The organism is Bradyrhizobium sp. USDA 4506 (assembly GCF_054058795.1).
The window spans coordinates 3,806,482-3,827,279 of sequence record NZ_JBSSBM010000002.1 but is presented as its reverse complement, the minus strand read 5'-3'; the positions used below and the strand labels follow the sequence as shown (position 1 = coordinate 3,827,279).

23 protein-coding genes are annotated in these 20,798 nt (G+C 65.4%); 12 read left to right on the top strand and 11 right to left on the bottom strand.

Going from position 1 to position 20,798, the window contains the following annotated elements; genetic code table 11:
* Window positions 1–163: 163 nt before the first annotated feature.
* The 5 genes from ACVIHF_RS20365 to ACVIHF_RS20345 all read right to left on the bottom strand — a co-directional run bounded on the left by ACVIHF_RS20365 (window position 164) and on the right by ACVIHF_RS20345 (window position 5,278).
* The gene (locus ACVIHF_RS20365) at window positions 164–1,282 is read right to left on the bottom strand and encodes a branched-chain amino acid ABC transporter substrate-binding protein (RefSeq protein ID WP_028339917.1); all 1,119 of its coding nucleotides are present in this window, start codon (window positions 1,280–1,282) and stop codon (window positions 164–166) included.
* 166 nt (window positions 1,283–1,448) lie between these two features.
* Window positions 1,449–2,198, bottom strand: coding sequence for an ABC transporter ATP-binding protein (locus ACVIHF_RS20360; protein ID WP_456792430.1), 750 nt, complete (start codon window positions 2,196–2,198; stop codon window positions 1,449–1,451).
* Window positions 2,195–3,028, bottom strand: a complete 834-nt coding sequence (locus tag ACVIHF_RS20355) for an ABC transporter ATP-binding protein (RefSeq protein ID WP_028336791.1) — start codon at window positions 3,026–3,028, stop codon at window positions 2,195–2,197. The genes ACVIHF_RS20360 and ACVIHF_RS20355 overlap by 4 nt, the downstream gene beginning before the upstream one ends.
* Window positions 3,025–4,350, bottom strand: a complete 1,326-nt coding sequence (gene livM / locus ACVIHF_RS20350) for a high-affinity branched-chain amino acid ABC transporter permease LivM (protein WP_309145024.1) — start codon at window positions 4,348–4,350, stop codon at window positions 3,025–3,027. Before livM ends, ACVIHF_RS20355 begins: the two co-directional genes overlap by 4 nt.
* A gap of 10 nt (window positions 4,351–4,360) precedes the next feature.
* Complete coding sequence (locus tag ACVIHF_RS20345; protein ID WP_028339921.1) at window positions 4,361–5,278, bottom strand: ABC transporter permease subunit; 918 nt, start codon at window positions 5,276–5,278, stop codon at window positions 4,361–4,363.
* Between the two features lie 369 nt (window positions 5,279–5,647).
* On the opposite strand from ACVIHF_RS20345, the gene ACVIHF_RS20340 reads away from it, so the two are divergent.
* A complete protein-coding gene (locus tag ACVIHF_RS20340) occupies window positions 5,648–5,794 on the top strand; it encodes a hypothetical protein (RefSeq protein WP_162832451.1) in 147 nt (48 codons plus the stop codon).
* Between the two features lie 94 nt (window positions 5,795–5,888).
* Here the strand turns inward: ACVIHF_RS20340 and ACVIHF_RS20335 are convergent, their stop codons facing one another.
* On the bottom strand, window positions 5,889–6,647 hold the full coding sequence (locus ACVIHF_RS20335) for a hypothetical protein (RefSeq protein WP_456780278.1): 759 nt from the start codon (window positions 6,645–6,647) through the stop codon (window positions 5,889–5,891).
* Between the two features lie 192 nt (window positions 6,648–6,839).
* Between ACVIHF_RS20335 and ACVIHF_RS20330 the strand changes: the two genes are divergently transcribed.
* Window positions 6,840–7,373, top strand: coding sequence for a hypothetical protein (locus tag ACVIHF_RS20330; protein ID WP_253607968.1), 534 nt, complete (start codon window positions 6,840–6,842; stop codon window positions 7,371–7,373).
* Window positions 7,374–7,447: 74 nt separating this feature from the next.
* Here the strand turns inward: ACVIHF_RS20330 and ACVIHF_RS20325 are convergent, their stop codons facing one another.
* The 3 genes from ACVIHF_RS20325 to ACVIHF_RS20315 form a co-directional block, all read right to left on the bottom strand.
* Window positions 7,448–7,831, bottom strand: a complete 384-nt coding sequence (locus tag ACVIHF_RS20325; RefSeq protein ID WP_028336796.1) for a carboxymuconolactone decarboxylase family protein — start codon at window positions 7,829–7,831, stop codon at window positions 7,448–7,450.
* Window positions 7,832–8,084: 253 nt separating this feature from the next.
* Window positions 8,085–8,867, bottom strand: coding sequence for a 3-oxoadipate enol-lactonase (gene pcaD, locus ACVIHF_RS20320; RefSeq protein WP_456781897.1), 783 nt, complete (start codon window positions 8,865–8,867; stop codon window positions 8,085–8,087).
* An 83-nt stretch (window positions 8,868–8,950) separates the two neighbouring features.
* Window positions 8,951–10,306 carry a 3-carboxy-cis,cis-muconate cycloisomerase gene (locus tag ACVIHF_RS20315; RefSeq protein ID WP_456780279.1) on the bottom strand — a complete coding sequence of 452 codons (1,356 nt, stop codon included), beginning with the start codon at window positions 10,304–10,306 and terminating at the stop codon, window positions 8,951–8,953.
* Window positions 10,307–10,517: 211 nt separating this feature from the next.
* Between ACVIHF_RS20315 and ACVIHF_RS20310 the strand changes: the two genes are divergently transcribed.
* From ACVIHF_RS20310 to ACVIHF_RS20270, 9 genes are all read left to right on the top strand, one after another.
* The gene (locus ACVIHF_RS20310; RefSeq protein ID WP_016840413.1) at window positions 10,518–10,964 is read left to right on the top strand and encodes an SRPBCC family protein; all 447 of its coding nucleotides are present in this window, start codon (window positions 10,518–10,520) and stop codon (window positions 10,962–10,964) included.
* A 155-nt stretch (window positions 10,965–11,119) separates the two neighbouring features.
* Window positions 11,120–11,605: a (2Fe-2S)-binding protein gene (locus ACVIHF_RS20305; protein WP_456780280.1), complete on the top strand. Its 486-nt coding sequence runs from the start codon at window positions 11,120–11,122 to the stop codon at window positions 11,603–11,605.
* A 36-nt stretch (window positions 11,606–11,641) separates the two neighbouring features.
* Window positions 11,642–12,448, top strand: coding sequence for an FAD binding domain-containing protein (locus ACVIHF_RS20300; RefSeq protein ID WP_050383296.1), 807 nt, complete (start codon window positions 11,642–11,644; stop codon window positions 12,446–12,448).
* 48 nt (window positions 12,449–12,496) lie between these two features.
* A complete protein-coding gene (locus ACVIHF_RS20295; protein ID WP_028336801.1) occupies window positions 12,497–13,402 on the top strand; it encodes an AAA family ATPase in 906 nt (301 codons plus the stop codon).
* Between the two features lie 105 nt (window positions 13,403–13,507).
* Window positions 13,508–14,710: a vWA domain-containing protein gene (locus ACVIHF_RS20290; RefSeq protein WP_310881182.1), complete on the top strand. Its 1,203-nt coding sequence runs from the start codon at window positions 13,508–13,510 to the stop codon at window positions 14,708–14,710.
* Between the two features lie 12 nt (window positions 14,711–14,722).
* On the top strand, window positions 14,723–15,046 hold the full coding sequence (locus ACVIHF_RS20285; RefSeq protein ID WP_018272401.1) for an XdhC family protein: 324 nt from the start codon (window positions 14,723–14,725) through the stop codon (window positions 15,044–15,046).
* A gap of 2 nt (window positions 15,047–15,048) precedes the next feature.
* Entirely contained in the window at window positions 15,049–15,750 is a 702-nt protein-coding gene (locus tag ACVIHF_RS20280) for an XdhC family protein (protein ID WP_057018431.1), read from the top strand.
* Window positions 15,747–17,351, top strand: coding sequence for an NTP transferase domain-containing protein (locus tag ACVIHF_RS20275; RefSeq protein WP_456780281.1), 1,605 nt, complete (start codon window positions 15,747–15,749; stop codon window positions 17,349–17,351). Before ACVIHF_RS20280 ends, ACVIHF_RS20275 begins: the two co-directional genes overlap by 4 nt.
* 278 nt (window positions 17,352–17,629) lie before the next feature.
* Window positions 17,630–17,980 (top strand): DUF4189 domain-containing protein, encoded by a 351-nt coding sequence (locus ACVIHF_RS20270; RefSeq protein WP_420888210.1) that lies wholly within the window; start codon window positions 17,630–17,632, stop codon window positions 17,978–17,980.
* Between the two features lie 60 nt (window positions 17,981–18,040).
* Here ACVIHF_RS20270 and ACVIHF_RS20265 read toward each other — a convergent pair whose 3' ends face one another.
* The gene (locus ACVIHF_RS20265) at window positions 18,041–19,258 is read right to left on the bottom strand and encodes an NAD(P)/FAD-dependent oxidoreductase (RefSeq protein ID WP_456780282.1); all 1,218 of its coding nucleotides are present in this window, start codon (window positions 19,256–19,258) and stop codon (window positions 18,041–18,043) included.
* 311 nt (window positions 19,259–19,569) lie between these two features.
* Between ACVIHF_RS20265 and ACVIHF_RS20260 the strand changes: the two genes are divergently transcribed.
* Window positions 19,570–19,980 (top strand): DUF2000 family protein, encoded by a 411-nt coding sequence (locus ACVIHF_RS20260; RefSeq protein WP_438072525.1) that lies wholly within the window; start codon window positions 19,570–19,572, stop codon window positions 19,978–19,980.
* 29 nt (window positions 19,981–20,009) lie between these two features.
* Here the strand turns inward: ACVIHF_RS20260 and ACVIHF_RS20255 are convergent, their stop codons facing one another.
* Complete coding sequence (locus tag ACVIHF_RS20255) at window positions 20,010–20,762, bottom strand: bestrophin-like domain (RefSeq protein WP_456794105.1); 753 nt, start codon at window positions 20,760–20,762, stop codon at window positions 20,010–20,012.
* Window positions 20,763–20,798 lie beyond the last annotated feature (36 nt).

Sequence of the window (20,798 nt, the reverse complement as noted above, 5' to 3'; positions counted from 1 at the left end):
CTGTCCGATCGATCCGGTATAGCAGCCGCGACGGATGCATCAACCGTCGGGCACGGGCGGGCGGAGACGTGCGGTAAGACTTGCAGGCATCCGGCAAACAGAAAAACGCCCCGGCGGATCGGGGCGTTCTCGTATCTCTGATTGGATCAGACGCGCGAGAGGCTCAGGAGCCCTTCGGATTGATCTCGGTGTAGTTGCCCTTGGCGTCCCACTTGTAGACGACGTAATCGATCGCCTTGATGTCGCCCTTGGCGTCGAAGGCCATCTTGCCGAGCACGGTGTCCCACTCGCCGGCCTTGATGGTGTCCATCACCTTCTTGGCGTCGGTCGAACCGGCCTTGGCGACGGCCTGCGTCCAGACCTGCATCGCGGCGTAGGTGTAGAGCGTGTAGCCCTCGGGGTCGATGTTCTTGGCCTTGAACTTCTCGACGATCGCCTTCGCGGTCGGCTTGTTGCGCGGGTCGGGGCCGAAGGTGAACAGCGTGCCTTCGGCGGCGGGGCCGGTGATCGAGGCGAATTCCTTGTCGTTCATGGCATCGCCGGCCATCAGCACGGTCTGCAGGCCCTGGTCGCGCATCTGGCGCAGGATCAGGCCGGCTTCCTGATGGTAGCCGCCGACATAGACCAGATCGATGTTGTCGCGCTTCAGGCGGGAGACGATCGAGTTGAAGTCCTTGTCGCCCTTGTTGTAGGACTCGAACATCTTCTCCTGGAAGCCGGCCTTGTTCAGCGCCTTCTTGGTCTCGTCGGCGAGGCCTTTGCCGTAGGTGGTCTTGTCGTTCAGGATCGCGACGTTCTTGCCCTTGTAGTTCTTCATGATGTAGTCGGCGGCGACCAGGCCCTGCTGGTCGTCACGGCCACAGACGCGCGCCACGTTCCAGAGCTTGCGCTCGGTGAACAGCGGGTTGGTCGAGGCCGGGGTGATCTGCAGCACGTTGGCGTCGGCATAGGCCTCGGAGGCCGGGATCGAGGACGACGAGCAGAAATGGCCGGCCACGAACGGGATCTTCGAAGAGCCGATCTTTTCCGCGATCGAGCGCGCCTGCTTCGGATCGCAGGCATCGTCGTCGGCTTCCAGCGCGAGCTTCTTGCCGAGCACGCCGCCGGCGGCGTTGATGTCGGCGACCGCTTGCTCGGCGCCGTTCTTCATCTGCCGGCCGAAAGCGGATTCGGAGCCCGTCATCGGGCCCGCGACGGCGATGGTGATGTCTTGCGCGAACGCGCTCGCCGATAATGCGAACGAAGCGCCAAGTGCCAGGCCGATCAGCTTCAGTGATTTCATGAGACGTCCCTCGTGGTCGTTGCCTCTTGCGGAAGGGCCCGGCACGCCGGGCCCCAAAACCGCGGGCATTCTCAGCTGATTTCGCGGCGAAGTCACCGGCAATTTTCAGGCAAATCGACGCTGCATCCGCCGCGTCTTGCTTGCGGGGGCGGCACGGAACGTCAAGCTAGCCGCGGCGGCCGCCTTCCAGATAGGCGGCGCGGATTTCCGGGCGCTGCAGCAATTCGGCGCCGGTTCCGGCCAGCGTGATCAGCCCGTTGACCATGACATAGCCGCGATGGGCGAGCTTCAGCGCATGGTTGGCGTTCTGCTCCACGATCAGGACGGTGAGGCCGTCCTGCCGGTTCAGCGTGCGGATGGCCTCGAAGATCTGGCGCGCGATCAGCGGCGCGAGCCCGAGCGAGGGCTCGTCCAGCATCAACAGCCGCGGCCGGCTCATCAAGGCGCGGCCGATCGCCAGCATCTGCTGCTCGCCGCCCGACAGCGTGCCGCCGCGTTGTGCGACGCGTTCCTTCAGGCGCGGGAACAGCGCGAACACCCGCTCCAGCCCGGCTGCACGTTCGGCCTCGCTGCATTCGGTGGCATCGGCGCCCATCTGCAGGTTTTCCGCGACGCTCATGCGCGGAAAGATCCGCCGGCCCTCCGGCGATTGTGCGATGCGCAGCCGCGCGATCTCGTGGGTCGGCACGCCGGTGATGTCACGGCCGTCGAACTCGATGGCGCCGGCGCGGGCGCACGGCCTGCCGAAAATCGTCATCATCAGCGTCGACTTGCCGGCGCCGTTGGCGCCGATCAGGGCGACGATCTCCCCGCGATTGATCTCGATATCGACGCCCTTCAGCGCCTCGATCTTGCCATACGCCGCGCGCACGCCGCGCACCGCGAGCAGGGGTGTCGTTGCCTGTGCCGCGCTCACGTGCCGCTCTCCATCACGGCGATCGCCTCTTCCTCGTCGGCGCCGAGATAGGCGGCGATCACCTTGGGGTCGTCGCGCACCGTCTGCGGCGTGCCTTCGGCGATCTTGACGCCGTAATCCATGACCACGACGTGATCGGAGATCTCCATCACGACCGACATGTCGTGCTCGATCAGGAGGATCGAGGTGCCCTGTTCGTTGCGGATCGACAGCAGCAGCTCGTTGAGCCCGCCGCTCTCGCGCGCGTTCAGACCGGCCGCCGGCTCGTCGAGACAGAGCAGCACCGGTTCAGTGCACATCGCGCGCGCGATCTCGAGCCTGCGCTGGTCGCCATAGGGCAGGTTGCCCGCGGCATCGTCGGCGCGGTCGAGCAGGCCGACGCGCGCGAGCCAGGTCCGCGCCAGATCGATGGCGCGCTGCTCGGCCTCGCGCCAGGACGGCAGGCCGAGCAGCCCGAGCAGGGTCAGGCCCGAGGCGCGCATCAGCGCGTTGTGCTGGGCGACCATCAGATTTTCCAGCGCCGTCATGCCGGGAAACAGCCGGATGTTCTGGAAGGTCCGCGCCACCTTGGCCTGCTTGGAGATGCGGAAATCGTTCAGCCGCTCGAGCTGGATGGTGCGTCCGTCGTCATGGGCGAGGCGGATCGCGCCCCCGCTCGGCCGGTAGAACCCGGTGATGCAGTTGAACACAGTGGTCTTGCCGGCGCCGTTCGGCCCGATCAGCGCGGTGATCTTGCGCCGTTCGGCCGCAAAGGACAGCTCGTTGACCGCGACGATGCCGCCGAAGCGCATCATCAGGCGGTCGACGGTGAGGATAGGGTCGCCGCTCATCCGTGGCCCTCCTTGACGAGGTCGGACGAGATCGCCTGGTTGCGTTCCAGGAACACGGTCGGCGCGCGATGGCCGATCAGCCCGCGCGGCCGCCAGATCATCAGCAGCACCATCGCCATGCCGAACACCAGCATGCGGTATTGATCGAGGCCGCGGAACAGCTCGAAGCCGCCGATCATGGTCAGCGCGGCGAGCGCCACGCCAAGCTGCGAGCCCATGCCGCCGAGCACCACGATCGCCAGCACCAGCGCCGATTCCTGGAAGGTGAAGGATTCCGGGCTGATGAAGCCCTGCCGGGTGGCGAAGAACGCGCCGGCGAGGCCGCCGAACATCGCACCCGTCGCGAACGCCGTCAGCTTGGTCGTCGTGGTGTTGATGCCGAGCGCGCGGCAGGCGACCTCGTCCTCGCGCAGCGCCTCCCAGGCGCGGCCGATCGGCAGCCGCCGTAGCCGGATCGTCACCCAGTTGGTGATCAGCGCCATCGCCAGGATCAGATAGAACAGGAAGACGAGGCGGTGGGTCGGCGAGAATTCGATGCCGAGCTTGGCGGCGAGCCCGTCTTCACCCGCCGTCAGCGGAATGCCGAACATGGTCGGGCGGGGAATTCCCGAGACGCCGTTGGGGCCGCCGGTCAGGCTCTGCCAGTTGATGATGACGAGGCGGATGATCTCGCCGAAGGCGAGCGTCACGATCGCAAGATAGTCGCCGCGCAGCCGCAGCACCGGGAAGCCGAGCAGCACGCCCCAGAACGCCGCCAGGATGCCGGCAAGCGGCAGGCAGACCCAGAACGACAATCCGAAATTGGTCGCAAGCAACGCATAGGAATAGGCGCCGACCGCGTAGAACGCGACATAGCCGAGGTCGAGCAGGCCGGCGAGGCCGACCACGACGTTCAATCCCCATCCCAGCATCACATAGGTCAGGACCAGGATCGACAGGTCGAGAATGTAGCGCTGGTTGTAGAAGATGACAGGCACGAGGAAGGTGAACACCAGGAGCGCCGGCGCCAGCCAGCGGCCGGCGAACGACATCGCCGATTGCACCGGCTTCGGCACGATGCGGTCCTTGTCGACCGGTCCCCACCATTGCCGCAGCAACTCGACGACGATGCTGCCGCCGAACACGGTAGCGACAAGGGCTGCGAGGTCGCCGAACCGCGTCCAGTAGATCAAGCCGCCCTGCGGCCCGGCCTCGGTGCGAATGCCGATCATCAGCGAGAACAGCACCAGCGCGACAAGGGCGCTGATCAGGGCCTTCTTGAGAATGAAGGCGCTGCCCGAGGGCTGCGCGGCGTGCGAGGGGCGGGCTGAGGTCGCGCTCACGAAGTGCCTGTCAGACTTTTTCGACTTCGGGACGGCCGAGCAGGCCGGTCGGCATGAAGATCAGCACCACGATCAGGATCGAGAACGCGGCGACGTCCTTGTACTCAACCGAGAAATAGGCCGACCAGAACGTCTCGATCAGGCCGATTGCGAGCCCGCCGAGCATCGCGCCCGGCAGCGAGCCGATGCCGCCGAGCACGGCGGCGGTGAACGCCTTGATGCCGGCGACGAAGCCCATGAAGAAATCGACCAGGCCGTAATACAGGAGATACATCATGCCTGCGACGGCGGCGAGCGCGGCGCCGATCACGAAGGTCATCGAGATGGTGCGGTCGACGTCGACGCCGAGCAGCGCGGCCATGGTCTGGTCCTGCTCGCAGGCGCGCATGTCGCGTCCGAGCCGGGTGCGCGAGACCAGCCAGGTGAACAGCGCCAGCACGACGATGGTGGCGAGCACGACCATGATCTGGATGTTGGAGAGCTGCACGGCGAAGCCCGACGAGCCTTCATGCAGCGTGTAGCCGCCGGTGATGATCGGCGGCACCGGCTTCACTCGCGCGCCCTGCGACACCTGTGAGAAATTGGTCAGCACGAATGACATGCCGATCGCGGACAGCATCGGCGCCAGGCGGAACGAATGCCTTAAGGGTCGGTAGGCGATGCGCTCGATGGTCCAGCCGTAGAGCGCCGTGATCGCCATCGAGACCAGCAGCACGATCAGCAGGATCAGGGGGATCGCGGTGAGGCCGAGCGACACCAGCACCAGGAACGAGATCAGCGCGATGAAGCCGCCGATCATGAAGATGTCGCCATGGGCGAAGTTGATCATGCCGACGATGCCGTAGACCATCGTGTAGCCGATGGCGATCAGGCCGTAGATCGAACCGAGCACGAGGCCGTTGATCAATTGCTGGGCGAAATAATCCATACGCTGCCGTCAGAGCCTGTTCGGTTGAGAACCGACCAGGCTCTCGTGTTGATCTGGACGCGCTTTCTTCACGCGAACCGGTTCCCACTTCGCTCGAAAACGCTACGTCGAGGGTGACGCGGCGAGGGCCCCGGCAGCCTGATCCGTCGCGTCGTGTCGTTTTCTAACAGTGGAACCCCGGCCGCGGCAACAGCGTGGCAGCAGCAGAAAGGGCTTGTACATAACTAGTTTGGCGGATGCGGTTCCGATGTCACAGGGCCGACATGGCCTTGCCTTGCAATGATCACGCCGGAACCCGTGTTCCCCGAGCAACCGCGCTTCCGACGCGCGCGTTGTCCACAGCTTGATGAAAGCAAAGGGAGTAGCTGAATGAGCAACCCAAATCAGAATCCGGGACAGCCGAACCAGAACCCCAATCAGAAGCCCGGCCAGCAGCAGCAGGGCGGCGGCCAGAAGCCCGGCCAGCAACAGCAGGATCCGGGCCGGCAGGGCCAGAAGCCCAATCCGGAGCGCTAATTCGGACAATTGAGCCGAACTAGCAGGGAGGCCTCGCCGAAAGGCGAGGCCTCCCTTGTTCAGGCTTAAACTCTTTTCGCTTGGGCTGTCTTGTTCAGGCCAACTGGTCGGCGAAGCGGCCGCGGAAGGCGTACGAACCGAAATGCGTGAGCTCGCTTCGAAGGTCGAGCCAGATTTCGCCGCCGAGATCGATCCAGCGCCGGCAGAACGCGTAATCTTCGGATAGATACTCGCCGATTGTCTTGTCGATCATGCATTCGAACAGCGAGACGCGGTCGAGGTCGGCGCGAACCAGGTCGCCGGTGTTCAAGTCGTTGCTCTTGTGGTTCGCCCGATATTTGAGTTCGGGATGGGCGTCGCACAGCCTGACGAGGGCGGATCGCTTCATCATGAGAAAGCCGGTTCCGGCATAGCGGACCTTGGCGAAGCCGTCGCCGCGAGATGTGATCTGGTCGCCCTCCCATGTGACGACATAGTCCAGCGAGGATGACGCGAGGTTCTTGCGCTTGGCGTCCGCAGCCCGCTGCACCTTTGCCCAATCGATGTGCTTGAGCGGATAGGCCGCGGCCGAAACATCAGTGCCGCAATCCAGCAACCGGAACACGGACTCGGGTTCGAACCCGATATCGGCATCGATGAACAGGAGATGGCTGGCGCCGGATGCAAGGAATTGGTGGGCCAGTTCGTTCCGAGCGCGGACAATCAGCGATTCGTTTCCGATCAGATGAAACTGGATGTCGATGCCCCGGGCGGTGGCCGCGGCCTGAAGCTTCAGGGCGGAGAACACATAGGCCATCTTCAGATCGCCGCCGTAGCAGGGCGTTGCGACGAAAACGCGCGTTCTTTCGGTCATTTTGCCCCCTTTATCCCCGGCCGGCGCCGATCTTGCGCAGATCCCGGCCGGGCCCGATCGCATCGATCCGGAACCATCGCATCGCGCTTAACCTTAACAAAGGGTTTAAATTGCTGCCGGCAATTGATCGGCGTTAGCTCGCGCCCTGAACCGTCGCCGGTCTGAAAGGCGCGGGAAGCACGGGAAGCGGCAATGTCGAACAACTGGCGGATCAGCTCCTTCAATGGCGCGCTGCTTGCGGCCTATTTCATTCCGGTCTGGACCATCATCGCCTTCAGCATCATGGTGTCGCCGATCCACGGCCTCTATGAGCGGCCGAGCGTGTCGATCGCGTTCTATGCCAGCGACTATCTGCACCTCGGCAAGATGGCGACGGTGCGCCTCGCATGGCTGCTCGCGCTGGCGCGGATCACCGTGGTGGCGTTCTTCACAGTCTTCCTCGCGATGGCCGCTTTCTCGCCGCTGCGCAAGAGCAGCAGTGGCGCCGACGAGGCGCTCGCGGTGGCTCTCTGCCTTGGCAGCGTGCTGAGCTTCGCCAGCATGATGATGGCTTCCAAGGTCGGCGAGGTCGAAGCGATGCGCATGCATGCGTCCGAGCTTCTGATGCTGCTCGGGACCGCGATCGTGATGCTGTTCGAGACCTCGCCGAAGCGAGCTCAAGCGTCTGCCAATGCAGCAACGACCACCGAAACGCCCGCAGGCCAGCTATCCCTTCAGCAGCCCTAAAGCGCGATAGTCTTCGCGCTTTAGTCGTTTTTTGCGCATGATCTTTTCGGAAAACCGCTTCGCACTTTTCCGGATCATGCTCCTAGCTCGGCAATGATCGCGCCGGCTTCCTTGACGGCGTGGTTGGCCGCTGGCACGCCGCAATAGATCGCCTGCTGCAGCAGGATCTCCTTGATGTCCTCGGGCGTGAAGCCGCCCTCGGCGAGCGCGGCGCGCACATGCAGGCGGAATTCGTCCCACTGGCCGAGCGCGACCATGGTGCCGATCACAAGCACGCGCCGGGTGCGGTGATCGAAATGCGGCCGGGTCCAGATGTCGCCCCACGCATAGCGCGTGATCAGGTCCTGGAAGTCGGTGTTGAACGCGTTGCGGTTCTTGATCGACTTGTCGACCCATTCATTGCCGAGCACCTTGCGGCGCTGCGTCATGCCGTCGTCGCGGCGCTGATTGTCGTCCATGGATGTCTCCTCATGAAATCGTAGCCCGGATGGAGCGCAGCGCAATCCGGGGCTTCAGCGTTGGCCGAAGGACTTGTCCCGGATTTCGCTTCGCTGCATCCGGGCTACGTGCTGATTGTCGCCCATAGAGCATCTTTCCCGGTTACGTCATTCCGGGGCGGTCCGCAGGACCGAACCCGGAATCTCGAAGTTATGGATGCGGATCGAGATTCCGGGTTCGATGCTTCGCATCGCCCCGGAATGACGATGACCGTTACCGTTGCGTCAGGAAGCCGACCACGGCCTCGGTGAAGGCGTGCGACTGCTCGACGTTGGAAATGTGCGCGGCATCGAGCAGCGTCATGCTGGCGCCGGGAATGCCGCTGCGGATCATTTCGCCTGCCGACACCGGCGTCGCCATGTCCTGCTTTCCTGCAATCACCAGGGTCGGGCTCTTGATCTTCGGCAGCAGCGCGCGCTGGTCGAGTGTCGACAGCGCCTCGCAGCAGGCGAGATAGCCTTCGACCGGCGAGGCAACCAGCATCGCCTTCATGCGCGCCGCGGTCTCCGGCTCGCGCTCGCGGAAATCTGCGGTCAGCCAGCCCGCGATCACGGTATCGGCGACCGCGGCGATGCCGCCTTCCTTCACCGCCTTGATGCGGTTCAGCCAGTTGGTCGGATCGGGATAGTAGCAGGCGGTGTTGGCGAGGATGATCTTGCCGAATCTTTCCGGGGCATTCGCTCCCAGCCACTGTCCGACCATGCCGCCCATCGACAGGCCGCACCAGTGCACCTTCTCGATGTTGAGGTCGTCGAGGATCGCCAGCACGTCGCGGCCGAAGCGCTCCATGGAGTAGGGGCCCGCCGGCACGCCGGACTTGCCGTGACCGCGGCGGTCGTAGCGGATGACGCGGAACAGCTGCGTCAGCGCCCGCATCTGCGGCTCCCACATCTGCAAGGTGCAGCCGAGCGAGTTCGACAGCATCAAGGTCGGTCCGCCGTCGCGGCCGTCCACCTGGACGTTGAGCAGGCACCCGTCGGCGTTGATCATCGGCATCGTCTTGTCCCTCTCGTCATGCGCTTGCCGGGTCATCTGCGCGAACATGCGCTTCGCGCTGTTGCCCGGCAATGACATCGTCGCTATTTGTCATCCAGTGAAGCCAGCAGGCGGTCGATCAGCGCTTGCGAGGCGCCCTGATAGGCCATCGGCTCGAACAATTCCGCGATTCGTTTCGCGTCGAGATGCGCGGTGACCTTGGCATCCGCCGACAGCACCTCGCGCAGGTGCTTCTTCTCCGCGACCGCGCGCTTGCTGGCGGCTTCGATCAGATGATGGGCGTCGCTCTTGCCGATCTTGTCGGCCAGCGCAAAGGTGACGGCTTCCGCCATGATCAACCCCTGAGTCGCATCGAGATTGACGCGCATCCGCGCCGGATCGACCTCGAGCCCTTCGGCGAGATCGACGATGGCGGCAAGCGCGCCCGAGGTCACCAGCATCAGGCCCGGCAAGGTCGGCCATTCCGCATGCCATGGACCGGCGCTGCGCTCATGATCCTGCACCTGCGCGGCGAAGATCGTCGCGGCGAGATTCGGCGCCATGGTCGCAGCCCCCAGCGCGCTCGCGGCAGCGACCGGATTGCGCTTGTGCGGCATGGTCGAGGAGCCGCCGCGGCCGGCGCCGGCACGCTCGAAGGCCTCGCCGACATCGGTCTGCATCATCAGCGACACGTCGCGCGCGATCTTGCCGCAGCTGCCGGCGAGGATCGCGAACACCGACGCGGCCTCGGCGATGCGGTCGCGATGGGTATGCCAGGGCGCATCCGGCAGCGGCAGATCAAGCTCTTGCGCAAGGGCGGCGGCGACCGCCAGCCCCTTGTCGCCGAGCGCTGCGAGCGTCCCGGCGGCGCCGCCGAATTGCAGCGCCAGCGTCTCGCGGCGCAGGCGCAGCAAGCGCTTGCGGGAGCGATGCAGCGCCGCGGCATATTCGGCGAGTTTGAGGGCGAACGGCATCGGCAGCGCATGCTGCAGCCAGGTCCGCGCCACCACGGCGGTGTTGCGATGGGCGCGCGCAAGCCCGGCGAAGCCGGCGACGGCGCGGTCGAGGTCGGCCAGCAGCGCGTCGATCCCCGCACGCAACGACAGCATGGTCGCGGTGTCGATGACGTCCTGGCTGGTCGCGCCCCAATGCACGTAGCGCGCCGCCTCAGCGTCCGCCCTGGCGACATTGGCGGTCAGGGCCTTCACCAGCGGGATCGCCAGATTGCCGGACCGCGTCGCGGCGTCGGCCAGCGCGGCCAGGTCGAATGATTCGGCCTTGCAGGCGGCGCCGATTGGTCCTGCGCCAGCTGCGGGAATCACGCCGCAGGCCACCTCGGCGCGGGCCAGCGCGGCCTCGAAATCCAGCATGTTCTGCAGCGTGGCGGCGTCGTCGCACACCGCGCGCATCGCGGCGCTCGACAGCATCGGCGCAAGCAGGGGAGAGAGGGCTGTGCTCATGGCCGGCGACCTAACCACTCCCGCGCGTCGATGCCAATGCCCCGGGGCTGCCTGCATTTTCAACACCGGGGATTGCGCGATTTCGTGAACGATCGGCTTGGCTTGCTGCGGTTGCGAATATGCATCGCTCATCCTCCGAAGGTGCCCTTTCCTTTGCGCCCCGGCTGCTTTACTTGGGGGATAAAGGTTCTAGCGATCGAGGAGATCCCCCATGGCCATGACAATGACCGGCGAAGTCCAGCTTGCAGCGCCGCGCCAGGCTGTGTGGGACAAGCTCAACGATCCCGAAGTGTTGAAAGCCTGCATTCCCGGCTGCGAAGAGCTGGAGAAGACCGACGAGGGCGGCTTCCGCGCTACCGCCAAGATGAAGGTCGGCCCGGTCTCCGCCCGCTTCAAGGGCAAGGTCACCTTGAGCGATCTCGACCCGCCGAACGGCTACAAGATCTCAGGCGAAGGCGAGGGCGGGGTCGCCGGCTTTGCCAAGGGCGGCGCCACCGTGGGCCTTGCAGACAAGGATGGCGGTACGCTTCTGAGCTACAATGTGGAGGCGCAGATCGGCGGCAAGCTCGCCCAGCTCGGCCAGCGCCTGATCAACGGCGCCGCCAAGAAGCTGGCCGATGAATTCTTTGCAAATTTCGCCAAGGCGGTGCAGGGTTAGCCCCGCCTTTCGGCTGGATTATTCAGGTCCGGCCATGTCCTGGAGGGGTGGCTCGAAAGGTTGCCCATCGCGGGGCGCGCCCATATTATGCCGTCTGGAGTGATTTAAAACCGCCTGCTTCGCCGATATGCGGTGGCGCAGATAAGAGAGTGCTGATGGCCAAGATTTCAATGATCGTGAACGGCACCCCCGTGAACGCGAATGTCGACCCCCGTACCCTTCTGGTCCAGTTTCTGCGCGAAAACCTGCGGCTGACCGGCACCCATGTCGGCTGCGACACCTCGCAGTGCGGCGCCTGCGTCGTGCATCTGGACGGCAGGGCGGTGAAGTCCTGCACGACGCTTGCGGTGATGGCCGACGGTCACGAGGTCAAGACCATCGAGGGGCTGGCGGCCGATGGCGCGCCGCTGCATCCAATGCAGGAGGCCTTCCGCGAGCATCACGGCCTGCAGTGCGGCTTCTGCACGCCGGGCATGATCATGACCGCGGTCGACCTGGTCCATCGCAAGGGCCACGAGCTCTCCGACGAGGTGATCCGCGAGGAGCTGGAAGGCAATCTGTGCCGCTGCACCGGCTACCAGAACATCGTTGCTTCGATCGCCGCCGGCGCCAAGGCGATGGCGAAGTCGGACCTCGCCTAGTCAGCAATTCATCGCGAGCGCGATCAGGACATTCCAATGTACGAATTCAAATATCACCGTCCCGGCACCGTGCGGCAGGCCGCCAACCTGCTGGTGAAGAACGAGGACGCCAAGCTGATCGCCGGCGGCCACACGCTGGTGCCGGTCATGAAGCAGCGGCTCGCCAGCCCGCCGCATCTGGTCGATCTCTCCCACATCGAAGGTCTCGACACGATCGAGATGAAGGGCCGCTCGCTGGTCATCGGCGCCACCGCCAAGCATGCCGAAGTCGCGAACTCCGCGGTCGTGGGCGAGGCGATCCCGGCGCTGGCCGAGCTTGCCGGCCTGATCGGCGATCCCGCCGTGCGCCACCGCGGCACCATCGGCGGCTCGCTCGCCAACAACGACCCGACCGCCGACTATCCGGCCGCGGTACTGGCGCTGGGCGCGACCATCGTCACCAACAAGCGCCGCCTCAAGGCCGAGGAGTATTTCCAGGGCCTATTCTCGACCGCGCTGGAGGCCGACGAGATCATCACCAAGGTGATGTTCCCGGTGCCGAAGAAGGCGGCCTACGTCAAGTTCCGCAACCAGGCCTCGCGTTATGCGTTGGTTGGCGTGTTCGTGGCCAAGCGTCCGTCCGACGTGCGCGTCGCGGTCACCGGTGCGGGCTCCGACGGCGTCTTCCGCGTCACTGCGTTCGAGGACGCGCTGAAGAAGCGCTTCTCGCACAAAGTGCTCGACGGCATCGCGGTTTCGGCCGACGGGCTGAACAGCGACCTGCACGGCAGTGCCGAATACCGCGCGCATCTGATCGGCGTTTTGACGCGCAGGGCGGTGGAAGCCGCGAACGCCAAGGACTAAGTACCAAGGCGTGACTTTGCTGACCTCTGTTCGAAGACTGGCTATTCCATGAGTGCATCGGCGTTACCCACTTCCGTCGATGCGCTCGAGGATCTCCTGACCTCGCGCGGCTACCTCGCCGAGCGGTCGCTCGCGACCGTGACCTATCTCGCGCTGCGGATGGGCCGGCCGCTGTTCCTCGAAGGCGAAGCCGGTGTCGGCAAGACCGAGATCGCAAAGGTGCTGTCGGCGGCGCTCGGGCGCAAGCTGATCCGCCTGCAATGCTATGAAGGCCTCGACGTCGCCTCCGCCGTCTACGAGTGGAGCAGCGCGGCGCAGATGATCGCGATCCGCCTTGCGGAGGCTTCCGGCGATACCGATCGCGACCAGCTCGCCAGCGACATCTTCGCCGAGCGATTCCTGATCAAGCGGCCGCTGCTGCAGGCGCTCGAGCCCGATGTCGCGGGTCCTCCGGTGCTGCTGATCGACGAGCTCGACCGCGCCGACGAGGCGTTCGAGGCGTATCTGCTGGAAATCCTCAGCGACTTCCAGGTCACGATCCCCGAGCTCGGCACCGTGAAGGCGCCGGCGCCGCCGATCGTGATCATCACCTCGAACCGCACCCGCGAAATCCACGACGCGCTGAAGCGGCGCTGCCTCTATCATTGGGTGGATTATCCCTCCGCCGAGCGCGAGCTCGCGATCGTCAAGTCGCGGGTGCCGAACATCTCCGCAAAGCTGTCGCAGCAGGTCGTCCGCTTCGTGCAGGCGCTGCGCAACCAGGATTTCTACAAGTCGCCGGGTGTCGCCGAGACCATCGACTGGGCGACCGCGCTGTCCGAGCTCGACGCCCGCTCTCTGACCCCGCAGGTCGTCGGCGACACGCTGGGCGCGCTCTTGAAGTATCAGGACGACATCGCGCGCATGCAGGGCGATGCGTTGCAGAAGACATTGAAGGAAGCGACGAGCGACTAGCCGTCATTCCGGGGCACGCGAAGCGTGAACCCGGAATCTCGCGCCGCAATCTCCAGATTCCGGATCCGCACTTCGTGCGGTCCGGAATGACGAGGCCAAACAACAATGGCGATCAACCACCTCGCGCCTCCGACCGGCCACATGGCCGACAACGTGATCGGCTTTGCCCGCGCGCTGCGGGCGGCCGGGCTTCCCGTCGGGCCGGGCTCGGTGATCGATGCGCTCGACGCGCTGCAGCTGATCGAGGTCGGCCATCGCTCCGATTTCTACGCCACGCTGGAAGCGATCTTCGTCAAGCGCCACGAGCACGCGCTGATCTTCCGCCAGGCCTTTATGCTGTTCTTCCGCGCCGCCGAGGAGTGGAAGAGCATGCTGGATTCGGTGCCGCTGCCGGACCACGCCAGGAAGAAGCCGCCGCCGGCCTCGCGCCGCGTCCAGGAGGCGATGGCGCAGCCGGCGCGGAGCGAGGAGCGGCCGCAGGCCCAGGAGCAGGAGCTGAAGCTCTCGGTCTCCGACAAGGAGATCCTGCAGAAGAAGGATTTTGCGCAGATGACCGCGGCGGAGATCGCCGAGGTGACGCGCGAGATCGCCAAGATGCGGCTGCCGCAGGCCGAGCTCGTGACCCGCCGCTACCAGCCGGACGCGCGGGGCCTACGGCTCGACATGCGCCGCACCGTGCGCAACTCGCTGCGCACCGGCGGCGAGATCATCGACATCCGAAAGCTCGGCCGGATCGAGAAGCCGGCGCCGATCGTGGCGCTGCTCGATATCTCCGGCTCGATGAGCGAGTACACCCGCCTGTTCCTGCACTTCCTGCACGCCATCACCGACGCCCGCAAGCGGGTCTCGGTATTCCTGTTCGGCACCCGCCTGACCAATGTGACGCGCGCGTTACGGGCCCGTGACCCCGACGAGGCGCTGGCGAGCTGCTCGTCCTCGGTCGAGGACTGGGCCGGCGGGACGCGGATCGCGACCTCGCTGCACAGCTTCAACCAGCTCTGGGCCCGCCGGGTGCTCGGGCAGGGCGCCATCGTCCTCCTTATATCCGATGGACTAGAACGGGAGGCGGATGCCAAACTGGCCTTCGAGATGGACCGATTGCACCGTTCCTGCCGCCGCCTGATCTGGCTCAATCCGCTGCTGCGCTACTCCGGCTTCGAGGCCAAGGCGCAGGGCATCAAAATGATGTTGCCCCACGTTGACGAATTTCGCCCGGTGCATAACTTGACGTCCATCAAGGGCTTGATCGGGGCGCTGTCATCCCCGCCGCCGGCGCACCACCGCAGCCTGATCCGCTCTGTTGCTTGAGGAGACGCTCTCATGCTCAACCGCGACGAAGACATTCTTCAGGCCGCCGAGACCTGGCAGAAAGAGGGCCATGGCGTGGCGCTTGCCACCGTGGTCGAGACCTGGGGCTCGGCGCCGCGTCCAGCCGGCTCGAGCCTCGTCATCAATGACGACGGCACCTTCCTCGGCTCGGTCTCCGGCGGCTGCGTCGAGGGCGCGGTCGTAACGGAAGCGCTCGACGTGATCGCGAGCGGCCAGCCCAAAATGCTCGAATTCGGCGTCGCCGACGAGACCGCCTGGAATGTCGGCCTGTCGTGCGGCGGCACCATCCGCGTCTTCGTTGAGAAGGTTGGTTAGCCGTGAAACTCGAGATCCTGAAAGAGCTGAACGCCGAGCGCGCCGCGCGCCGCCCGGTCATCATTGTCACCGACACCGCCAATGGCGATCAGCGCCTGGTCAAGGCCGCGGACATCGCCGCCGATCCGCTGCGCGCCGAGCTCTCAAAGCAACTGCGGATGGGCAAGAGCGGCAATGTCGAGGTCGGGACCAAGAAGCTGTTCCTCAACGTCTACGCGCCGACCGCAAAGCTCGTGATCATCGGCGCGGTCCATATCAGCCAGGCGCTGGCGCCGCTGGCGCGCTCGCTCGACTATGACGTCACGGTGGTCGATCCGCGCACCGCGTTTGCGAGCCCGGAGCGCTTCCCCGACGTGCCGCTGGTCGCCGAATGGCCCGACGTCGCGCTGCCGCCGCTCAACGTCGATCACTACACCGCCTTCGTCGCGGTGACGCATGATCCGAAGATCGACGATCCGGCGCTGCTGCACGCCTTCGACCGCAACTGCTTCTATATCGGCGCGCTCGGATCGCGAAAGACCCACGCCAAGCGCGCCGAGCGGCTGCGTGCGCAGGGCGCCAGGGACAGCGACATCGCGCGCATCCACGCGCCGATCGGCCTCGATATCGGCGCGGTGTCGCCGTCGGAGATCGCGGTCGCGATCATGGCCGAGATCACCGCGCAGCTGCGCTTGCCCCCCAAAGAAAAAGAAGAAGCGGCATGAAATTCGGTCCCGCCAGTCCGGCCGACGCGATTGGCGGCGTCACCGTGCATACCCTCCGCCGGGGCGCGCTGGTGCTCAAGAAGGGCACCACGATCGGCCTCGCCGAGGTCGAGGCGCTGACCAAGGCCGGCGTCGACGAGATCGTCGTGGTGCGGCTCGACGAGGGCGACGTCTCCGAGGACGCCGCGGCCGCCAGCGTCGCGCAGGCGGTGGCGGGCGACGGCGTCAATGTCGAGCGCGCCTTCACCGGCCGCGCCAATCTGTTCGCGGCCCGTCCCGGTGTGCTGGTGATCGATCGCGCCGCGGTCGACCGTATCAACGACGTCGACGAGGCCATCACCTTCGCAACGCTCGCCGCGTTCAAGCCGGTGGTCGAAGGCGAGATGATCGCGACCGTCAAGCTGATCCCGTTCGGCGTCGAGGGGCGCTTACGCGATGCCGCCGTCGCGGTCGCCGGCAAGGATACGCTGCGGATCGCGCCCTATGTGATCCAGAAGGTCGGCGTGGTCTCGACGCTGCTGCCGGGCCTTGCACCGAAGGTGATCGACAAGACGCTGCGCGTCACCGCCGAACGGCTCGCGCCGGCCGGCGCCACCATCATCGCCGAGCGCCGCGTGCCGCATGACGAGACGGTGCTGGCGGCCTCGATCAAGGAATTGCTCGTGCTCGGCGCCGAGCTCGTCATCGTGTTCGGCGCGTCCGCGATCGCCGATCGCCGCGATGTCATTCCTGCTGCAATCACTGAGATCGGCGGCGCGGTCGAGCATTTCGGCATGCCCGTCGATCCCGGCAATCTGCTGCTGATCGGCAGCGCCGGCGGCGTGCCGGTGCTGGGCGCGCCGGGCTGCGCGCGCTCGCCGATCGAGAACGGCTTTGACTGGGTCTTGATGCGGCTGCTCGCCGGCATCAAGGTGACGCGATCGGATCTCACCGGCATGGGCGTCGGCGGCCTGTTGATGGAGATCGTGACGCGGCCGCAGCCGCGCACCGTGCCGGACACCGAAGGCAACCGCAACGTCGCCGCGATCGTGCTTGCCGCCGGCCGCTCGACCCGGATGGGCGGCCCGAACAAGCTGCTCGCCGAGCTCGACGGCAAGAAGCTCGCGCGCATCGTCGCCGAGCAAGCGCTGGCCTCGAAGGCTTCCGAGGTCATCGTCGTCACCGGGCATCAGGCCGAGCTGGTCGAGCAGGCGCTCGATGGCCTCAAGGTCAAATTCGTCCGCAACCCGGATTTCGCCGGCGGCCTCGCCAGCTCGGTGAAGGCGGGAATTGCGGCGGTGTCCGACAGCGCCGACGGCGCGATCGTCTGCCTCGGCGACATGCCACTGATCGATGCGAAGCTGATCGATCGCCTGATCGAGACCTTCGCGCCGGACCGCGGCCATCTGATCGCGGTCCCCGTCAGCGAGGGCCGCCGCGGCAATCCGGTGCTGTGGTCAAGGCGCTTCTTCAAGGAGCTGATGACGCTCGACGGCGACATCGGCGCCCGTCACTTGATCACCAAGCATGCCGAGGTGGTCGCCGAGGTCCCGGTCGACGGCGACAGCGCCTTCCTCGACATCGACACCCCGCAGGCGCTGGAAGCCGCAAGACAGGGCTGAACATTCTCCGCGCCGTCCCGGCGAAGGCCGGGACCCATTACCACCAATCGTTGTTGTTGGTGGGACAGCGGCCAGAGCCTCGCGCAATCATCACCATCGGTGGCTATGGGTCCCGGCCTTCGCCGGGACGACGAGTGGATAGAACTCGCTCTCAACCCGTCATTCACCATCTGGAAACGACCCCTGCGTACAGTCCGCGCCGGGCTTTGGGGGATTTCCGCTTGATCATTTCGACCGCCGTCGCGCAGCGTCGCGCGTTGACGATTCTCGTCCTGACATTGCTGCTCGGCGCCACGCGTTTCTCCGTGGAAACCTTCGTGCCCAAGGCGCGCGCGGCCGGTGCGTTCGCGGTCGGCAAGTGCGGGGCCTATGGCCAGGCCTACGACTATCCGGCGGAAGGCGCGGCGCGTGCCGCCGCGTTGAAGCAGTGCAAGGGCGATTGCACCACGGTGACCATGAAGCGGGCCTGCGCCGCGCTCTCGATCGACATGAAGAATCCCTGCGGCGCCCATGGCTATGCCGTGGCGCCGAAGATCTCGAGCTCGCTCAATGCCGCGACCAAGAAGTGCTACGACTATGGCGGCAAGGAATGCGTGATCCGCGCCTGGGCCTGCGACGCCAAGGGGTAGGGCGGCCGCCACAATCCGCCTGGCGGGCAAAGCGCTGATGGCCTGCACTCCGAGCCGCGCTCAGACGGCGCCATAGAAGTGTCGGTATTGCCAGGCGGCGTCGCGCTCCAATTGATCTTCAGACCACGATTGGTCTTTGAACCGCATGACCGACATCGGCGATAGATCGACGGGCGGCTTGCCGTCCACGATCCAGGCCGCAAGCGCCTCGCCGACGGTCGGCGAGATCGACAGACCGGCGACGTTGCACCCGCTTGCAAAATAGAAGCCGGCCACGCCAATGGCTGGGCCGAGAATATGATGGCCGTCGGCAGTCATCGTCGGAATGCCGCCGCGAAACTCCCGCACCTTGGCGGTTTGCAGGAACGGGAGCTGGTCCTTGACCTCATCGGCGGCTGCATGAAGCACGCCGATGTCGAGCGGCATGTCCTTGACGTCGAAGCCGGCCCCAAGCGACTGCATATCGAAGAAGCGCGGCGTTTCCTCGTAGACACCCCACAGGAAACCGCCCTGACACGGACGGGCATACACCGCGGCATCCATGATGCGGATCATCGGCAGGTCGGCCCGCGCGCCATCCAAAGGCTCGGTCACGATCAACTGCTGCCGGGTCGGCACCAGCGGCACGCGGATCCCGCTCGCCTCCGCGACCTGCCGTGTCCACGCGCCGGCCGCATCGACGACAACCGGACTTTCAATGACGCCGTTCGCGGTGGTCAGGCCGATCACGGTGCCGCCGACGATGTTGACGGCGCGCACGTCGGTCTTCGGCAGCAAGATTGCACCGTTGGCCGCCGCGGCTGTGGCGAAACCGACGGCAACCTGCGCCGGGTCGAAATACCGGTCGTCGCCGATCCGCATCGCCGCAACGACGCCCGCCGGCTGCAAGAACGGATTGAGACTGCTCGCCTCTTGCGGAGAGATCAGCTCGACGTCGAGGCCGGTGCGGCGTCCGCGCTCGAAATCGTCCTCGATCACTTCGGCGTCCTGCGGCCGGCGCGCAATCTTGAGGCTGCCCGAATGCACCCAGTCGAGCGGCTGGCCGGTTTCTTCCGTGAACGCCTCGATCTTGCGGCATGCGTCCTTGATGAGGCCAATCATCAAGTCGCTCTTGCGCGCACAACTCACCATGCCTGCCGCGCGGGGCGAGGTTTGCGATCCGATCTCATGCTTGTCGACAAGGGCGACGCTGAGACCTCCACGCTTGCTCAGGTAATAGGCTGTGGCCGCGCCCAATCCGCCCGAACCAATAACAACAACATCGGCCTTGCTGATCATGATGCAATGCCCTGAAATATGCTGATGGTCATCGAACGCCCGAAGCCTACTACGCGGCGCAGGAGCTGACTATCGCTTTCCGTCCCGGCAGGGATCGGGCCCTTGCGACGTCGCACGGCTAGCGGTCGACGTGTGGGTTGAGCTTCTTCGCCGCAGCGATATCAGCTTCGCCAGCCGCGACGTCGCCCTTCAGGCGGGCAGGGTCCGCCCGTGGGTTGCTCAAGAAAACTAACGTCAGCGCCTGGCGGGCAGATGAGGGATGCGCGGTCAGAACTGGCGTTTGTCGTCAACCTGCGGATAGAATTATCGCCATGCAGTTCGACACCAAGATCGCGGTCGTGATCCGCACCGACCTGGAAGTCTGGCAGAAGCTCAACGTGGCGTCGTTTCTTGCCGGCGGCATCGCGGCTTCCTTCCCCGAATGTATCGGCGAGAATTACCAGGACGGCTCGGGGACCAGATATCTCTCCCTGATAGGCCAGCCGATTCTGATCTACGGCGCCGACGGGCCTGCGCTATCGCGAGCGCTGGAGCGCGCGCTGGCGCGCAACGTGCAGCCGGCGCTCTACACCGAGGACATGTTCAAGACCACGCATGACGCCGCCAACCGCGAGGTGGTGAAGGCGGTCGTGCGCAGCGAGCTCAACCTGGTCGGCCTCGCCATTCGCGCCGAGCGCAAGGTGGTCGACAAGATCCTCGACGGGCTGAAGTTTCACACGTAGCGGACAGCGCGCGTAGTGCGGTCCGGCGCTTATCGGCTCGCCTCCTTGTCCGGCATGATCTGCAGCAACGGCGTCGGCGCAATCGATATCTGGCCGGTGAATGGTCGATCATGCGCGGCAATCAGCAGAACCGATGTGGCCACGCCGGTCGCGAACAGGCCCATCGCGATGGCGGATCCCAACCGGTTGTCGCAGTGAACAAGGGCAATGACCAATAGCTCGCAGATGGCCTGAAGGTAGAGGCACCACCATTTGATCGAGTCGACTTCGGTCTGGCTGACGATGATCCGTTGTCGTCGCGCATCGAGTGCCGAATTCAGATTGGTGATGATCTCGTGCTGGGTCGTCTGCTGGCCCGGGTTTTGCGCGGGCGTTGACACGACAAGGCGCAACGCCGCGGTCAGCGCGGGAGGCGCTGCCTTGAGCGATGCAGCCTGGCGCGCCATCATCGGCCATTCCACGGCGACCGTTTCCTCGACGTATTCGCGAACGAGGCCGCGCAGGCGCGCCTCCTGCTCCGGCGGCAGACCGCCGGCGAGCAAGATGACCGCCCGCAACGAGCTGGCTTCGCGGCTCACCGCCGCGGTGGCGCGATCGCTGTCACTCCAGACCTGTGCCGCGGTGAACGCGACAAACAGGCCGAAAAGGATGCCGAGCACCGGCAACATGCCGGGAGAGATCGATTTGAAAGACGTTGCGCGCTCCTTGGTCGACAGGATCGCAACGCCTGCGAAAATGAGAACGGCAACAAGATAGGTGAAGCCGAAGACGATGAAGGCCATCCACGGCACAGAAAGGTTGTGTAACCAATCGCTCAT

Excerpts from the sequence above, each read along its gene's own strand:
- ACVIHF_RS20365 (WP_028339917.1), bottom strand. The coding sequence starts at position 1,282 with ATGAAATCACTGAAGCTGATCGGCCTGGCACTTGGCGCTTCGTTCGCA.
- ACVIHF_RS20355 (WP_028336791.1), bottom strand. The coding sequence starts at position 3,028 with ATGAGCGGCGACCCTATCCTCACCGTCGACCGCCTGATGATGCGCTTC.
- ACVIHF_RS20345 (WP_028339921.1), bottom strand. The coding sequence starts at position 5,278 with ATGGATTATTTCGCCCAGCAATTGATCAACGGCCTCGTGCTCGGTTCG.
- ACVIHF_RS20340 (WP_162832451.1), top strand. The coding sequence starts at position 5,648 with ATGAGCAACCCAAATCAGAATCCGGGACAGCCGAACCAGAACCCCAAT.
- ACVIHF_RS20335 (WP_456780278.1), bottom strand. The coding sequence starts at position 6,647 with ATGACCGAAAGAACGCGCGTTTTCGTCGCAACGCCCTGCTACGGCGGC.
- ACVIHF_RS20330 (WP_253607968.1), top strand. The coding sequence starts at position 6,840 with ATGTCGAACAACTGGCGGATCAGCTCCTTCAATGGCGCGCTGCTTGCG.
- ACVIHF_RS20325 (WP_028336796.1), bottom strand. The coding sequence starts at position 7,831 with ATGGACGACAATCAGCGCCGCGACGACGGCATGACGCAGCGCCGCAAG.
- pcaD (WP_456781897.1), bottom strand. The coding sequence starts at position 8,867 with ATGCCGATGATCAACGCCGACGGGTGCCTGCTCAACGTCCAGGTGGAC.
- ACVIHF_RS20315 (WP_456780279.1), bottom strand. The coding sequence starts at position 10,306 with ATGAGCACAGCCCTCTCTCCCCTGCTTGCGCCGATGCTGTCGAGCGCC.
- ACVIHF_RS20310 (WP_016840413.1), top strand. The coding sequence starts at position 10,518 with ATGGCCATGACAATGACCGGCGAAGTCCAGCTTGCAGCGCCGCGCCAG.
- ACVIHF_RS20305 (WP_456780280.1), top strand. The coding sequence starts at position 11,120 with ATGGCCAAGATTTCAATGATCGTGAACGGCACCCCCGTGAACGCGAAT.
- ACVIHF_RS20300 (WP_050383296.1), top strand. The coding sequence starts at position 11,642 with ATGTACGAATTCAAATATCACCGTCCCGGCACCGTGCGGCAGGCCGCC.
- ACVIHF_RS20295 (WP_028336801.1), top strand. The coding sequence starts at position 12,497 with ATGAGTGCATCGGCGTTACCCACTTCCGTCGATGCGCTCGAGGATCTC.
- ACVIHF_RS20290 (WP_310881182.1), top strand. The coding sequence starts at position 13,508 with ATGGCGATCAACCACCTCGCGCCTCCGACCGGCCACATGGCCGACAAC.
- ACVIHF_RS20285 (WP_018272401.1), top strand. The coding sequence starts at position 14,723 with ATGCTCAACCGCGACGAAGACATTCTTCAGGCCGCCGAGACCTGGCAG.
- ACVIHF_RS20275 (WP_456780281.1), top strand. The coding sequence starts at position 15,747 with ATGAAATTCGGTCCCGCCAGTCCGGCCGACGCGATTGGCGGCGTCACC.
- ACVIHF_RS20265 (WP_456780282.1), bottom strand. The coding sequence starts at position 19,258 with ATGATCAGCAAGGCCGATGTTGTTGTTATTGGTTCGGGCGGATTGGGC.
- ACVIHF_RS20260 (WP_438072525.1), top strand. The coding sequence starts at position 19,570 with ATGCAGTTCGACACCAAGATCGCGGTCGTGATCCGCACCGACCTGGAA.
- ACVIHF_RS20255 (WP_456794105.1), bottom strand. The coding sequence starts at position 20,762 with ATGGCCTTCATCGTCTTCGGCTTCACCTATCTTGTTGCCGTTCTCATT.